General features: G+C 45.5%; 13 protein-coding genes and 1 pseudogene. All 14 read left to right on the forward strand.

The features are described 5' to 3' along the window. Positions 1–68 precede the first annotated feature (68 nt). The 14 genes and pseudogenes from mtbB (at position 69) to ACPW7J_RS04390 (ending at position 14264) form a co-directional block, all read left to right on the forward strand. Positions 69–1421: pseudogene (gene mtbB / locus ACPW7J_RS04325) on the forward strand ([dimethylamine--corrinoid protein] Co-methyltransferase). A gap of 327 nt (positions 1422–1748) precedes the next feature. Further along, complete coding sequence (locus ACPW7J_RS04330; RefSeq protein ID WP_161873733.1) at positions 1749–2420, forward strand: cobalamin-dependent protein; 672 nt, start codon at positions 1749–1751, stop codon at positions 2418–2420. Positions 2421–2447: 27 nt separating this feature from the next. After that, the gene (locus ACPW7J_RS04335; RefSeq protein ID WP_161873734.1) at positions 2448–3809 is read left to right on the forward strand and encodes a uroporphyrinogen decarboxylase family protein; all 1362 of its coding nucleotides are present in this window, start codon (positions 2448–2450) and stop codon (positions 3807–3809) included. A 104-nt stretch (positions 3810–3913) separates the two neighbouring features. Beyond that, positions 3914–4630, forward strand: coding sequence for a hypothetical protein (locus tag ACPW7J_RS04340; protein WP_425756817.1), 717 nt, complete (start codon positions 3914–3916; stop codon positions 4628–4630). Next, positions 4627–6450, forward strand: a complete 1824-nt coding sequence (locus tag ACPW7J_RS04345) for an ASKHA domain-containing protein (RefSeq protein ID WP_425756819.1) — start codon at positions 4627–4629, stop codon at positions 6448–6450. Before ACPW7J_RS04340 ends, ACPW7J_RS04345 begins: the two co-directional genes overlap by 4 nt. An 11-nt stretch (positions 6451–6461) precedes the next feature. Continuing rightward, positions 6462–7478 (forward strand): methylornithine synthase PylB, encoded by a 1017-nt coding sequence (gene pylB, locus ACPW7J_RS04350; RefSeq protein WP_425756820.1) that lies wholly within the window; start codon positions 6462–6464, stop codon positions 7476–7478. A 16-nt stretch (positions 7479–7494) separates the two neighbouring features. Continuing rightward, positions 7495–8616 carry a 3-methylornithine--L-lysine ligase PylC gene (gene pylC, locus ACPW7J_RS04355; RefSeq protein WP_425756822.1) on the forward strand — a complete coding sequence of 374 codons (1122 nt, stop codon included), beginning with the start codon at positions 7495–7497 and terminating at the stop codon, positions 8614–8616. Between the two features lie 76 nt (positions 8617–8692). Continuing rightward, on the forward strand, positions 8693–9535 hold the full coding sequence (gene pylSc, locus ACPW7J_RS04360; protein ID WP_425756824.1) for a pyrrolysine--tRNA(Pyl) ligase large subunit: 843 nt from the start codon (positions 8693–8695) through the stop codon (positions 9533–9535). A 44-nt stretch (positions 9536–9579) separates the two neighbouring features. Further along, positions 9580–10392 carry a 3-methylornithyl-N6-L-lysine dehydrogenase PylD gene (pylD, locus tag ACPW7J_RS04365; protein WP_425756826.1) on the forward strand — a complete coding sequence of 271 codons (813 nt, stop codon included), beginning with the start codon at positions 9580–9582 and terminating at the stop codon, positions 10390–10392. Positions 10393–10596: 204 nt separating this feature from the next. Beyond that, positions 10597–11511, forward strand: a complete 915-nt coding sequence (locus tag ACPW7J_RS04370; RefSeq protein WP_161873741.1) for a CobW family GTP-binding protein — start codon at positions 10597–10599, stop codon at positions 11509–11511. Beyond that, the gene (pylSn, locus tag ACPW7J_RS04375; RefSeq protein WP_425756828.1) at positions 11511–11837 is read left to right on the forward strand and encodes a pyrrolysine--tRNA(Pyl) ligase small subunit; all 327 of its coding nucleotides are present in this window, start codon (positions 11511–11513) and stop codon (positions 11835–11837) included. Before ACPW7J_RS04370 ends, pylSn begins: the two co-directional genes overlap by 1 nt. A gap of 11 nt (positions 11838–11848) precedes the next feature. Next, the gene (locus ACPW7J_RS04380) at positions 11849–12223 is read left to right on the forward strand and encodes a helix-turn-helix transcriptional regulator (protein ID WP_161873743.1); all 375 of its coding nucleotides are present in this window, start codon (positions 11849–11851) and stop codon (positions 12221–12223) included. A 168-nt stretch (positions 12224–12391) separates the two neighbouring features. Then, positions 12392–13408 carry a lysine exporter LysO family protein gene (locus tag ACPW7J_RS04385; protein ID WP_425756830.1) on the forward strand — a complete coding sequence of 339 codons (1017 nt, stop codon included), beginning with the start codon at positions 12392–12394 and terminating at the stop codon, positions 13406–13408. A 40-nt stretch (positions 13409–13448) separates the two neighbouring features. Next, on the forward strand, positions 13449–14264 hold the full coding sequence (locus ACPW7J_RS04390) for an AAA family ATPase (RefSeq protein WP_161873745.1): 816 nt from the start codon (positions 13449–13451) through the stop codon (positions 14262–14264). Positions 14265–14326 lie beyond the last annotated feature (62 nt).

Genomic DNA, 14326 nt, shown 5'->3' on the forward strand with positions numbered 1-14326 from the left:
AGGAAGGATACGATATGGCTGAAGAAAAGAAATACTTTACCCGTATGGGTGACGGTTCCGTCGTATACATGACAGAAGCCGAAATCCGTGCGGACATGGCTGAAGGTATTGCTGATGCTGTAAAGAGAGGCAAAATTGACCCTCTTACTGATGAAGAAGTCGAGCATCTTTACGATATCATCACAATGCCGGGCAGTATCGTTGGCGTAGAACCTGGAAAACAGATTGTACTGACCAATGACTCCGGCGCTTACAAATTAAACATCAAGAGCCAGATTCCTATCGTAAAGGACAATGAGGTTCTCATTTACGAAAGATGTCTGGGTGTTGACTCTGTAGACGTTGGTAACTCCGACTACAACTACAAGACTGCAAAAGGCGTTGCGCAGCGTGAAGCTGGCGCCCTGAAGCAGGCGCTGAACATCAGCACAATGCCGCTGTTCTACGGCGCTATGACAAACCTTGGTTTCTACACAAAACCGGATGGTCCTGTAGAAAACTGGGCTGAGCTGCTTCCAGAAGGCAAAATTAAAGAAGCCATGACTGCACAGGAAGAAGCAATTCCGCATGCAGTAAAGGATATCGTATACGTTGCAAAACAGATGTACGATGTTGGAGCTGACGGTATCAACTTAGATACTTCTGGCGCTGCCGGAGACGCGGACTTCCTGGCTGCTCTTGAAGCCTGTGAAGAAATTAAAAAACAGTTCCCTGAAATGGGTGTTGAAATTGGTATGGCCGGTGAATTCGTACTGGGTATGCATGGCAGACTGAAATACGATGGTAAGAGACTGGCTGGACTCTATCCGCATGACCAGGTTAAACTGGTAGAAAAAGCTGGCGCAAGCATCTTCGGTGCAGTTGTAAACACAAACTGCAACAAGACCTTCCCTTGGAACATTGCAAGAGTATGTACTTTCATCAAAGCTTGTACTGCTGTAGCAAACATTCCGGTACACGCAAACGTTGGTATGGGTGTATGCGGCGTTCCGATGGTAGAAAATATGCCAAGCGATATGATTTCCAGAGCTGATAAGGCTTTAGTTGAAATCGGAAAAGTGGACGGGTTCTAGGTAGGCGTAGGTGATCCTGTAGGCGCTGAAGCTACACACTCCATTTGTGCTGGTATGGGCGGCGTTCGTACTGCCGGAGATCTGGTATTACGTATGCAGCTTGCTGAAAAGATGAAAATCGACGAAGCCAAAGCGTATGTAGCTGAAAAACTCGGTGTATCTCTCGATGAATTACATGACATCGTGACGATGACTGACAAGAGAACGGATTTAGGTCTTGGTCTGACACACGTTGAGCCTTGCGCAGAGGAAAACAACGGTATGGCGGCTAAGTTCAGAATCGCTGAGGTTCTCGGAATCAAGATCAATTCTGTTGAAAGATTCAAGGAAAGAGCAGGTCTGAAATAATCAGGAGTATTTTAGATGCGCAGCCTGCAAGGAGTAGGCTGTGTGAAAAAGAAACTGCTTAGGTCAGAACAAACTCAAAATTATGAAACAAATAAAATGGAATAGGTTTGCAAGGAGTAGGCCTATTCCATATTATTAAACAAGAAATTACTGAATCTTTTAATAAGTGTGAGTTTTATGAGTAGACGATCCTCTTTTGAGGAAAAAGGAATATAGGAAATATGAAGCAGTTCGTATTTTCATACAAAAAGAAATAGCCAACACTGTAATCTTATGATAAAATAAAGAAGGATTCTATTGTAATGATTCAGTGAAGGAGGCACGAATTTGGATAAGCAAGAACTATACAGGCGAGCAAAAGAAGCGATTGTCGATGCCGATGAGGAAAAGGCACTTCGTATCATTGAAGAAGCAAAGAAAGAGAACTTTGATCTTTTGGAACTTTTGCTGTCCGGATTTGGTGCTGGCAATGACGAAATCGGAGACCGGTTCGATGTAGGCCTTTTATCACTTCCGGAGCTAATTTATGCAGCTGAAGTGATGAAGAACGTGACGAACACCATCCTACAATATCTTAACGAGGATGAGGAAGGGTATCCGATTCTGGAGAAGAAAGGAACCGTCATTCTGGCTACCGTGGCCGGAGACGTACACGACATAGGTAAAGGTATTGTTGCATCTACACTGAGGAACGCGGGTTTTGAGGTTATCGACCTTGGATGCGAGGTTCCTGTGGAGATGATATTACAGAAGGCAAAAGAACACAATGCGGATATTATCGGTACCAGTGCGTTGCTGACCTCTACAATGTCGGAACAGAGAAGGCTGGAAAAGCTTCTAAATGAAAGCGGAGAGAAAGAGAGCTTTCTTACAATGGTCGGCGGCGCTCCATGCACACCGAGATGGGCAAGAAAAATCGGCGCCAGTGGTTACAGCGAGGATGCTATAGATGCAGTAAAGGTTGCGTTGGAGCTGATCGAGAAAAAGTATAAGAAATAAAAGTGTAAAGTATTGGAGGAAATAACAATGGGCAAAGAACTTATTTTCCAGACACTGAGACATGAAGAAACAAAAGAACTCCCTTGGGTGCCGTTTGCGGGCGTCCATGTAGGAAAACTGAAAGGCTATACAGCTGAGGAAGTTTTAAGAGACGAAGACAAATTAGTAGAATGTTTGCTGGAAGCAAATAAATTATATACGCCGGATGGACTTCCTATCATCTTCGACCTGCAGGTTGAAGCGGAAATCCTGGGATGCGACCTGATGTGGGCAGAAAACAATCCACCGTCAGTTAAGAGCCATCCTCTGGCAGCAGAGAAGACAATCCCTTGCAATTGCAAGATTCCGACGGAAGAATCCGGTAGACTACCGATGATTTTATCTGCAATGAGAAGAGTGAAAGAGGCGATTGGTGAAGAAACAGCTCTGTACGGACTGATCTGCGGACCGTTTACTTTAGCTTCTCACTTGAGAGGTACTGATATCTTCATGGACATGGTATCCGATTCTAACTACGTAAAAGAATTGGTAAACTATTGCGCGCAGGTTGCAATCGCTATGTCTAAGATGTACATCGATGCAGGTATGGATGTAATTGCAGTCGTTGACCCGCTGGTTTCCCAGGTATCCCCAAAGCACATCGAAAAGATGTTGTCTGAAGGATTTAAAGCTGTATTTGATTATGTAAGATCCAGAGGCGCGTTCTCATCCTTCTTCGTATGCGGCAACGCTACTAAGCAGATCGAAGTAATGTGCAAAATGGGACCGGACGGTGTTTCTGTTGACGAAAATGTTAACCTTCCGGAAGCTAAGAAAATTACTGATGAATACAATATCGTAATGGGTGGTAATATTCCTCTTACAACTACGATGTTGCATGGTAATCAGGAAGATAACATGAAGGGCGTTATCGATTTGATCGACTCTATTGAGAATCATAAGAATCTGATTATCGCTCCGGGATGCGATATGCCGTATGACACGCCGATTGAAAATACAATCGCTTGCGCACAGGCAGTTAAGAATCCTGACAGCACCAGAGAGCTGATCAAGAACTATGAAACTGTTATCGATGATTCCAATGTAGAGATTCCTGACTATAAAGCGATGGATAAGGTACTCATCGAGTGCTTCCTTCTGGACCCTGAACAGTGCGCGGCGTGCACATACATGCTGGCTTCTGTAGAGGATAACTGGGATGATCTGAAGGATATGGCTGAGTACAGAGTATACAAATACTTTATCAAGGACGATATCGCCAGAACAAGAAAGATGGGCATCGCTAACCTGCCGACTATGTGCATCGATGGTGAGCAGAAATACATCTCCATCATCCCATCTAAAGAAGAATTGATCGAGGCAGTTAAAGAAGCAAAGGCTAAGAAATAAGCCAAAGAATATATCTGGTAAACAAAAGGTGGCAGGCCGCAGGGTTTTGTCACCTTGTTTTCCATTCATGGAAAGAGTGAAAAAAAGCAAATGAGAGGTTACTTATGAAGAATAAGAAGATTTTTATCGATGAGGCTGCCGCGCGTTCTCTTGCTGAAAAAAGATTTATTCAAACCTGCGGGTTTGATCTGGAGCGGGAGAAACATCAGCGTATGATGAAAATGGGTCTTAAGGTTCGAGAGGACGGTATCGCAGGTATCGGCATTAAGGCGTTGATTTCTTTTTATGGACCGGAGCATTTCAGTGATAACGGCGTCGTTATTGATGATGTGCAGATAACTTGTAACTATTTTGCGCAGGTTCCAAAGACGGCAGTAGAAGGAATTTACTTTTATATGTTGACAGCAGGTGAATGCTTGTTTTCAAGTGAGGAGAATATTATGGATTTTCTGTATGCTGATATCTGGGGAACGAATTATGTGGACACGGGAATTCAGATACTGACAGAACAGCATATTCAGAAAGATATGGAGGCGCGTTTTTCTGATAAGCAAGTATATCTTTCAGAAGAATTTGGACCAGGCTATTTCGGAATGCCGGTCATTGAAACCAGGAAGTTCGCTTCCATTTTGGACGCCTCGTCTATCGGCGTGAGGGTAAAGGAGAGCGGACTGATGATTCCGCAAAAGACCTGCGCTGGATTTTACCTTGTATATAACAGAGCGGACGTCAAAGCAGAGCCAAGCTGTATGCAGTGCTATGGCAACGCTGATGGATGTCAGTTCTGCGCGATAAAAGCAAAGATGAAGGAGGAAGCATGAAGATCACGTTTTTACCACAGAATATCACATGGGAATCAGAAGAAGGCGAGACAATATTACAGGCAGCAGCAAAGGCTGGGGTTAGTATTGACGGAAACTGTGCCGGAATGGGAACCTGCGGAAAGTGCAGAGTAAAGATTCTGGAAGGAGACGCATCTGAAATTCGGGATCATCATCATAAGCTGACGGATCGAGATATCGAAGCAGGCTATCGTTTAGCATGCTGTCAGCCGGTGACAGAGAACATGGTGGTTGAAGTAGCTGAGGCAGAGACGACTGCTTCCAGAAAGAAGAAATTGATTCGCCTGCCGGAAGGTTTTCAGCCTTTTACTGCTGTGGAAAAGCAATGCGTACGGTTTAATAAAGCTACTTTGGCGGATCAAAGAAGCGATGAGGAACGCATATTGTCTGCGTTTGGCTGGGAGGGCGCGTCTTTCACCTATCACGCGCTGGCAAAGCTGCCGCGGATATTGCGCAAAAAGGAGAATCATCTGATCACCTTGACCCACAGAGACGGACTGATTATTGATGTTGAGGAAGGGGATACCGAGAAAGCCAACTATGGGGTGGCTGTAGATATCGGTACGACTACGGCGGTAGTCATGCTGTGGAACTGCGCGAACGGGACTATGATAGATGTTTCCGCTGTGACAAATCCGCAGGGAGCTTATGGGGCAGATGTTATTTCCCGAATTACCTTTGCTGGTGAGAAGGACGGCAATCTTGGTGTTTTGCAGAAGGCTGTCATTGATTGCATTAATAAGGCTATCGATGATTTTGAAGCAGAGAACCATATTTGCCGTGGAAATATCTATCAGATGACTGTCGTGGGCAATACTACTATGAGTCATGTGTTCCTTGGAATTGATCCCGCGCAGCTGGCGCTGGCGCCGTTTTCGCCAGTGTTTACAGAAGCAGCGTCTGCCGAAGCCAGAGATCTGGGACTGAAAATCTTTGATAGAGCAGAGGTGTACGTAGCGCCTAATATTGCCGGACATGTTGGATCTGACATTACGGCGGGTATCATTACGACGAATCTGATGGACAGAGATAAAGGACATCTTTTTATTGATATCGGAACAAACGGAGAGATCGTGCTGACAGGAAACGGACGTGCTGTGGCATGTTCTACTGCGGCGGGACCAGCTTTTGAGGGAAGCTCCATCAGCCAGGGAATGCGTGCGGCAAGAGGCGCGATTGAAACTGTGGATATTCGCGAGGATCGGGTAGATATCGGCGTGATTGGGGACTGCGAGCCAGTGGGTATCTGCGGTTCCGGCATTATTGACGCCGTGGGAGAGTTGATTAGAACGGGCATTGTCGACAAGTCAGGCAGACTGCTGTCCAGGGAAAAGCTGGAGAAAAAGGGCCTAAGTCAGAAGGTTATTGAACACGTCAGACCGGACGGCAAGACTAACGATTTCGTGCTGTATTTCAGTCCTGACGGTAAAAGTGATGTTGTAATCACACAGAAAGACGTGCGCGAGGTACAGCTGGCAAAGGCGGCTATCGCCGCGGGTATTACCATTATGATGGGAGAAATCGGCGTGACCCTGGATACGTTGGAAACCGTCAGCATTGCCGGAGCTTTCGGCAGCTATATCCGTAATTCCAGCGCGATACATATTGGACTGCTGCCGAAGGTCAGTGAAGAAAGGATCGTTTCTTTGGGTAATGCCGCCGGCATCGGCGCGTCTATGATTCTGTTATCTCAACGGTGCAGAGAGAACGCAGATAAAACGGCAATGGAAATTGAACACATTGAGCTTGCAGGCCGATCAGACTTTCAGGACGAGTATATGACGGCTATGATGTTCTAAGGAGGCAAAACATGATGGATTTTGGTAAAAAAGATTTTTCAGAAGAGGAATTAGTAAGATTATTGGAATGTGAGGATCCGGAGGAACTTGCCGCGATGTTTGCTGCAGCAAGACAGCTGAGACAGGAGCGGCAGGGCAATAAAATCTTTGCATACGGTTTCGTGTATTTTACTACATATTGCCGTAATAATTGCAATTTCTGCTATTACAGGAGATCCAATGATATAGAGCGCTATCGGAAGAATGAAGAAGATGTTCTAGCTGTGGCCAAGGCTTTGATCGATTCCGGCGTCAATCTGATTGATTTGACCATGGGTGAAGATCCTCAGTATCACGCTGAGAAATTTGAGACGGTTTGCAGAATTATCCGGACAATTAAGGAAACGTATCAAACGCCTGTTATGATCTCTCCGGGTGTGGTTGATGATGCAGTAATAGATAAGTTTGCTGAAGCGGGAGCTGATTTTTACGCGCTCTATCAGGAAACACATAACCGTGCGCTTTTTGAAAGGCTCAGAATTGGTCAAAGCTATGATGAACGGATGCACGCGAAGCTCTATGCCAGAGATCGCGGTATGTATATTGAAGAAGGTTTGCTTGCAGGTGTGGGAGAAGGTCCGGCAGATATTGTCCGTTCATTGAAAATGATGGGAGAAATCGGAGCAAAGCAGGTTCGGGTTATGAGCTTTATTCCGCAGGAAGGCAGTCCGATGGAGAAGGTAAAATCGCCGGATCGTTTGGAAGAACTGAAGATCATCGCGCTGATGCGGTTACTGTATCCTGACGCATTGATTCCGGCGTCACTGGATGTGGACGGTATAAAGGGACTGGAAGACCGCATCAATGCGGGTGCAAATCTGATCACATCTATTATTCCGCCGAAAAGCGGGTTTATGGGTGTGGCCCATAATACGATGGATGTAGATGAGGGCGGCCGTACGGTAGAAGAAGCGGCGGCGATTTTGGAACGGATGGGTTTGAGGATTGCTACTAAAGACGAATACCGTGCATTCCTGGCTGCCAGATAAGGAGGCGGATTGACGTATGAAGATCGCGATTATCGGCGGAAAATTGCAGGGAACTGAAGCCGTGTTTCTTACCAGGGAAGCGGGTTTTGAGAGCATTTTGATCGATAGTAATCCTGACGTACCTGCTTCTGGTCTGGCAGATCGGTTTGTGTGCGGCGATGTGATCGCAGGAGATCCGGAAGTTATCGCTGCTATGGAAGAAGCGGATATGGTGCTTCCTTGCAATGAAAATGATGAGCTGCTGACAGCGGTTTGTAACATTTGCAGAGAAAAAAATCTGAAGCTGGCCTTTGATCCTGACGCCTATGATATCACCAAATCTAAAGCAGCGTCAGACGCTTTGATGCATGATCATGGTATTCCTGCTCCGCGCTATTTTCCGGAGGGGAAGGCTCCATATATTATTAAGCCTTCTGGGGAAAGCGGCTCTGCCGGGGTTCGAAAGGCTGATTCACAGCAGGCAGTGGAGGATTTTCTTGCTGATTGTGAATATCCGGAAGGATGGGTGATTCAGGAGTATTTAGAAGGACCGTCTTATTCTATTGAAGTGATCGGCGTGCCTGGGAATTACCGTACGTATGCCGTTACGCAGATTCATATGGATCAGGTCTATGATTGCTGTAAGGTGACAGCGCCTTGTCTGGTCGGGGAATCCGGGGAGAAACGCTTTGATGAAATCGGCCGGAAGCTGGCTGAACTGGTAAATTTACACGGTATCATGGATGTGGAGGTAATCGACGACGGAGAGGATTTGAAGGTACTGGAGATCGACGCGCGGCTGCCAAGTCAGACTCCGATTGCTGTTCTGAAATGCTCCGGCATGAATTATGTCAGAGAGTTAGCGGACATTGTTTGCCATGGGGAGTTTCAAACGAGGCTGACTGCACCGGTTTGTCATTCTGTTTACGAACATTATCGCCGTAAGGACGGACATATAGTACAGGAAGGGGAACACATGATGGCAGAAGCCAGACCATTGGCTTTGAGGGAAAATTTCTGCAGCGCGCAGGTCGTTATGACGGATTATGATGGTGCAGGTTCGAGCTTTCGCGGAATTTTCGTGTGCTGGGATGAAAGCGCGCAGAGACTTGAGCAGCGCTGCAGGCAAGTAAACGTTGACCTAAAAAGATTACCGTAAAACTTATAAATAATATTAGACTGGGAATATTGGATAGTGTACAATATTATCAGAAACAGGAAAGGATACTTGGAGTATGGAGAAGTTCACGATAACCCAGCTGGAGAGGATTTCAGAACTGGGTGGGGATTCGTCTTTAACAGAAAGGGAGTTTACTGATAAGACTGAACGGGATCTGGTATTTCGCCAGGCAGAAAAGGATCTAGTAAGGGCATGTCGCGGTCGTATTAAAGAACTTTTGATGGATAAGCACATGACTGATAGTGTAACCGTTGGACGTACATTGGAAAAATGGCTTATCGATCAGGATTATACGAAAGTTGTGACGCCTACTATTATTACCAGAGATATGTTGGCAAAGATGACTATCGATGAGTTTCACCATTTATCTGAACAGGTTTTCTGGCTCGATAAAAAACGTTGTCTCAGGCCGATGCTGGCGCCGAATCTTTATGTGGTTATGCGTGAGCTTCACAGAATTACCAACGAGCCGGTGAAAATCTTTGAAATCGGTTCCTGCTTCAGAAAGGAATCTCAGGGCGCGCAGCATATGAATGAGTTTACTATGCTGAATTGTGTGGAGCTGGCCGCGGTTCCTGACGGCCAGCAGGTTGATGAACTGAAACGGCTGGCAAGATCCGCTATGGAAGCCTTGGGCGTCGGTGAGGACGAGTATGAATTGGTCGTAGAGGAATCTACAGTTTATGGTTCTACAGTGGATATAGAGATCAACGGCCTGGAGGTTGCTTCGGGATCGTACGGACCTCATTTTCTGGACAGCCAGTGGGGCGTCTTCGATACGTGGGTCGGAATTGGTTTTGGCATTGAACGCCTGACTATGGCTTTAGCAAAGAGCAAAACCATTAAAAAATTTGGCAGAAGCATCACCTTTATCGACGGGCAGCCTCTGCACATTTGATAATATCGCTGATTGTAATCGTGTAGAAAGGGAGGAAAGCAGCTGTGACCAGACTCAGGACAGAATGGATTACTTATATGTTGGACGGTATGGAAGACTATAACCGTGAGCTTCGTTTAAAAACAGGTATGGATCTGTCTGGACTTGTCATGCATGCTTTCGGAATTTCTCCGGAGGATTATCTGGCCGCACAGCAAAATGTTTCCGTAGCTGTGATTCCCATTACGCAGGGAGAAGGGATTATCGGAAGCTTCAGTCAGTCTGTAGCCGCTATTGTGCAGTCGATGGGATTTAAAGCCGACGTCATGGAGCATACTGATGTGGATGGGATTTACGATGCTGTGAGAACAGGCCGTCAGATTCTGTTTTTTGCTGATGATGCTCGTTATTTGGCAGTGAATATAGCGAAGGGCGCTTGTTCCGATAATAATTACGCGACAGCTTTGGGTTTCATTCAGGTTATGCAGGCGTTAATGAAAAAACATGGTCTGGATATGAGGACAGAAAAATTGCTTCAGATCGGCTATGGTATCGTTGGCAAGGAAGCGGCGGTCATATTAAATGATATGGGAGTAGCATTTGACCTGTATGATAAGGATCGCACGGCTGTGGAGGGATTCAGTGGCAGAACCTTGTCGAGAAAAGAAGAAATTAAGAATTATTCATATATATTGGACTTCACCAATGAAGGCGAATGGCTGACAAGAGAGCTGCTTGCAGATGATATTCTCTATGTAAGTCCTGGCGTGCCGTATTCTATGGACGCGGAGGCAGCAGCAGCCTTTGAGGAATGTGCAGTTCATGATAATCTGGAAATCGGCACGGCAATTATGCTGGGACAGTGCTTGTTGCCGTAATGACAATGATATGGGGTGCGGATCGTATGGATCACATGGACTCTAAATTCATGCAGCCGGGTGAGACTCCCGGGCACCTCGCCATGAAGCGGCTGTCGCTTCAGTTAACTTTTTTGTTTTCTGCGCGACAGTCCCTAACAATCCAATTTCTTTGAAGATTGTTAGCAGTTTAAAAGGAATTTATAGCCAGAGGAGGAAATGGATATGATCCAGATCGTATTGCTGAGCGGGTTTTTGGGCGCAGGCAAGACAACCTTGATGCAACGCTTGCTGGATACTTACGCTGACAGAAAGATCGGCGTTATCATCAATGAATTTGGTGAAATCAATATTGATGCGAAGCTGGTCAGCAGAGATGGTATCGCGATGGCAGAACTATCAAACGGTTCTATTTTTTGTGCCTGTATCAAGGACAAGTTTGTCGACGGACTGATTGAAATGTCTAAAACAGATATTGAATATCTGTTTATTGAAGCTTCCGGTTTGGCAGATCCATCTAACATGGGTGACATTGTAGCAGGCATTCGAAAAGAAACCAATGACAATCTGATGATCAAAGGCTCAATCTGCGTTGCGGACGGGGTCAGCTTTTTGGAACTTGTGGAAATTCTGCCTGCGTTAGAGCGGCAGGTGAAACATGCTAATGCCGTTATCGTGAATAAAATGGATCTCATCGATGACGAGGTTTTCTGTGAGATAACAGAAAAGGTTGCTGAAATTAACCCTGCGGTAAAGATCTACGCGGCTACTCATTGCGACGTAAATATTCAGGATATTGTAGAGCATTTCGCTCCGGCAGTAGCAGTAAGCGAGGAAACGACCAATACTTATGAGAGCCGTCCTACTACCTTCATTGTGCGCAGCGACCAACCGGTTGAGAAAGATAAGCTGGTGCAGTTTATTCAGGCTATTGCAGCAGACAGCTACCGGATTAAGGGCTTCGCAAATACGGAGGAAGGCACGGTCGAGGTCAGCGGCGTCGTTAACAATTTAATTATAAGTCCATGGGATCAAGATGAGAAAACAGAAATTGTCGTTATATCCTCCGTAGGCATTAAGATGCTGAGCTTGATCACAAAGTATTCAGAGGAGATCTTAGAAGGAAGGTTCTATATCTGATGGCTGACAGCAAGAAAAGATACTATAGAAAGAACGTGGAACTATTTGTTCTGTTAAATAAAATGAAGCTTTGGCCGGCACGCAGCGGGGTATTGCATGGAATTAAGACCATTGAGCTTTGCGGGAAATATGCTGTTATCACTACACATTGCGGCGAAACACTTCGTATCTACAACTCCCGTAATTCCAGAGCCGCCAGATGGCTGCGAAATAAATGGGCCGTTAAGCCGTGCAAAGCGTGCAAGGTTCCCGAATGGAAATTGGAAAAATACTCGAAGACGTTTTTTGATTCTCACTACGGCAGCGATTTGCAGCATAGAGAATAAGAGGAGAAATCATGTATATAGAGATGGATTGCCCTTGCCAGGGTAAAAATTTAGATAAACTTCTGCAGCCCTTGACCTTATGTATTCTTGCAAAGGGCGGGGATATGCACGGCTTTGCTATTTTGAAAGAAATCGGAAAGATTCCTCGCTTTGAGGATAAGGTTCCCGACGCAACAGGGGTATATCGGTATTTGAAGAAGATGGAAAACTCCGGTTTGCTTACCTCAAAATGGGATTTGGATGAAGCAGATGACGCAGGTAAACCGAAACGGATATTTTCTATTACGCCGAAAGGCAAAGAATGCCTCGCTAATTGGGCGTTAGCGTTGTCCGATTATGGAAAGTATATTGATGAGCTGATCGATATGATTCATCAATCACTGTAGATTTAAGTTGTAGTCTTTAGAAAGGAAGGTATTCGTGCAGAGTACCTTTTTTGTTGCTCACTCTGGTATATTCCATAGGTTTGCTGTGCATTTAAGGAATTACAATTGAAAAATAGCAAAGATTGGAGTACACTATGTCTATATGAAAAATTATGAAGGAGAGACTTTATGGGATACATAGCGTTATATTGGGGTGTTATGCTGATTGGATATTTCGCAGGCAGTAAATTGAGAAATTATCAGGAAAAAATGGGATTCATCAATGGCGTTATGCTGATCTGCATATCGTTACTGGTTCTGCTCATGGGAGTCCGTATGGGCTCAAATGAAGAAGTCATACATAATTTGGGAACAATCGGCGTAGAGTCGTTTATCATTACCATCCTTCTTATGGTTGGCGCCATTCTGTCCGTTACACTTACTAGAAAATTGCTGAGAATGGATAAATATGGGTATCTTAAGGGCAAAGAGTGTCCGCCGGATATGCAAGGCGCCTGCGGCGGCAACGATGCGGCCGGAGATACGGTGCCGGACGCGGCGAAAGAGGATGCCAGCAGCTCAAATCTTATGACTTGGCTGATTATTATCTTTGTTATTGTAGGTCTTTTAGCCGGCTATTTTATTGTACGGCAGAGAATTTCGGATTTAGTTGCATTTGACAGCGTGACAGGTTTGATGATGACGATTGGTCTGTGCATATTGCTCCATGTTATCGGGATCGACATGGGCTTATCGGGCACTGTAGTAAAGCAGCTGAAAAAGGTTGGCCCTAGAATTTTAGCGTTTCCCGTTGCTGTTTTGTTGGGAACTACAGTAGTCGGCGTTTTAATTGGATTGTTATTTGGCGATTTGACTGTAAGAGAGGCGCTGGCGGTCAGTTACGGTTTTGGTTGGTATACTTTCGCGCCGGTTTCTATCACCAACGCAGGTCACGTAGTCGCGGGAGCGGTATCCTTTATGCATAATGTTTTTCGGGAGCTTGCCGGTATCGTATTGATTCCTGCTTTGGCAAGATCCATCGGATATATTGAGATCACATCGCTACCGGGCGTAGCGGCTATGGATATCTGTCTGCCGATTGTGGAACGGGCAACCAGGCAGGAGATTATTGTATATTCGTTTGCGATCGGTATGGCAGAAGCTTTTCTCATACCGATTCTGGTGCCGTTAGTTTTGGGCGCGTAGAGAACGTACGACAGATATACTTTGATGGAGGAAAGAAAACATGAAAAAGTTTACGGGCAGTGATGGTTACGTAGCATCGCGAGAGCTGATGAACGCGGTCAACGTGGCTATGACCCTCGAAAAACCTCTTTTGATTAAAGGGGAGCCGGGTACAGGAAAAACAATGCTGGCGGAGGCGATTGCGGAATCTCTCAACATGCAGCTGATTGTATGGGGGATTAAATCTACGACGAAGGCGCAGGAGGGATTATATGTTTATGATACTGTACAGCGTCTTTATGACAGCCAGTTCGGTGAAGGAAACGTTGCGGATATCGGCCGTTACATTAGGTTGGGAAAGCTGGGAGAAGCTTTTCGGGCTCAGGAGCAGGTGGTGCTACTGATCGATGAAATAGACAAGGCGGATTTGGAATTTCCCAACGACTTATTATGGGAACTGGATAAGATGGAGTTTTACATCAATGAAACGAAAGAGACAATATGTGCTAAATGCAGGCCAACCGTCATAATCACCTCCAATGCGGAGAAGGAACTGCCAGATGCTTTTTTGCGCCGGTGTATTTTTCATTACATTGATTTTCCTTCGAGGGATAAGATGGAGGAGATCATTCGGGTTCATTTCGGCGATATAGACCGGAAGCTTGTTGAGGCGGCTATGGATGCCTTTTATGATATCAGAAAGATGAAGCAGATACAGAAAAAGCCGACGACATCGGAGCTGCTGGATTGGATTCAGGCGCTGTCTGTAAGCGGAATTGATATAAACGAGATTACAGAGCATATACCGTATATCGGCGTATTGTTGAAGAAGAATCAGGACATCGATACGGTGAAAGGGTATCGAAATGTTTATTGATTTCTTTTACCTGCTGAGGGAAAGAGGCGTTCATGTTTATTTAGATGAATGGCTTTGCCTTA

Source organism: Ihubacter sp. rT4E-8, assembly GCF_049852125.1.
Lineage (GTDB): Bacteria > Bacillota > Clostridia > Peptostreptococcales > Anaerovoracaceae > Senimuribacter.

Excerpts from the sequence above, each read along its gene's own strand:
- ACPW7J_RS04340 (WP_425756817.1), top strand. The coding sequence starts at position 3,914 with ATGAAGAATAAGAAGATTTTTATCGATGAGGCTGCCGCGCGTTCTCTT.
- pylC (WP_425756822.1), top strand. The coding sequence starts at position 7,495 with ATGAAGATCGCGATTATCGGCGGAAAATTGCAGGGAACTGAAGCCGTG.
- ACPW7J_RS04345 (WP_425756819.1), top strand. The coding sequence starts at position 4,627 with ATGAAGATCACGTTTTTACCACAGAATATCACATGGGAATCAGAAGAA.
- ACPW7J_RS04385 (WP_425756830.1), top strand. The coding sequence starts at position 12,392 with ATGGGATACATAGCGTTATATTGGGGTGTTATGCTGATTGGATATTTC.
- pylSc (WP_425756824.1), top strand. The coding sequence starts at position 8,693 with ATGGAGAAGTTCACGATAACCCAGCTGGAGAGGATTTCAGAACTGGGT.
- pylSn (WP_425756828.1), top strand. The coding sequence starts at position 11,511 with ATGGCTGACAGCAAGAAAAGATACTATAGAAAGAACGTGGAACTATTT.
- ACPW7J_RS04380 (WP_161873743.1), top strand. The coding sequence starts at position 11,849 with ATGTATATAGAGATGGATTGCCCTTGCCAGGGTAAAAATTTAGATAAA.
- ACPW7J_RS04390 (WP_161873745.1), top strand. The coding sequence starts at position 13,449 with ATGAAAAAGTTTACGGGCAGTGATGGTTACGTAGCATCGCGAGAGCTG.
- ACPW7J_RS04370 (WP_161873741.1), top strand. The coding sequence starts at position 10,597 with ATGATCCAGATCGTATTGCTGAGCGGGTTTTTGGGCGCAGGCAAGACA.
- pylB (WP_425756820.1), top strand. The coding sequence starts at position 6,462 with ATGATGGATTTTGGTAAAAAAGATTTTTCAGAAGAGGAATTAGTAAGA.
- ACPW7J_RS04335 (WP_161873734.1), top strand. The coding sequence starts at position 2,448 with ATGGGCAAAGAACTTATTTTCCAGACACTGAGACATGAAGAAACAAAA.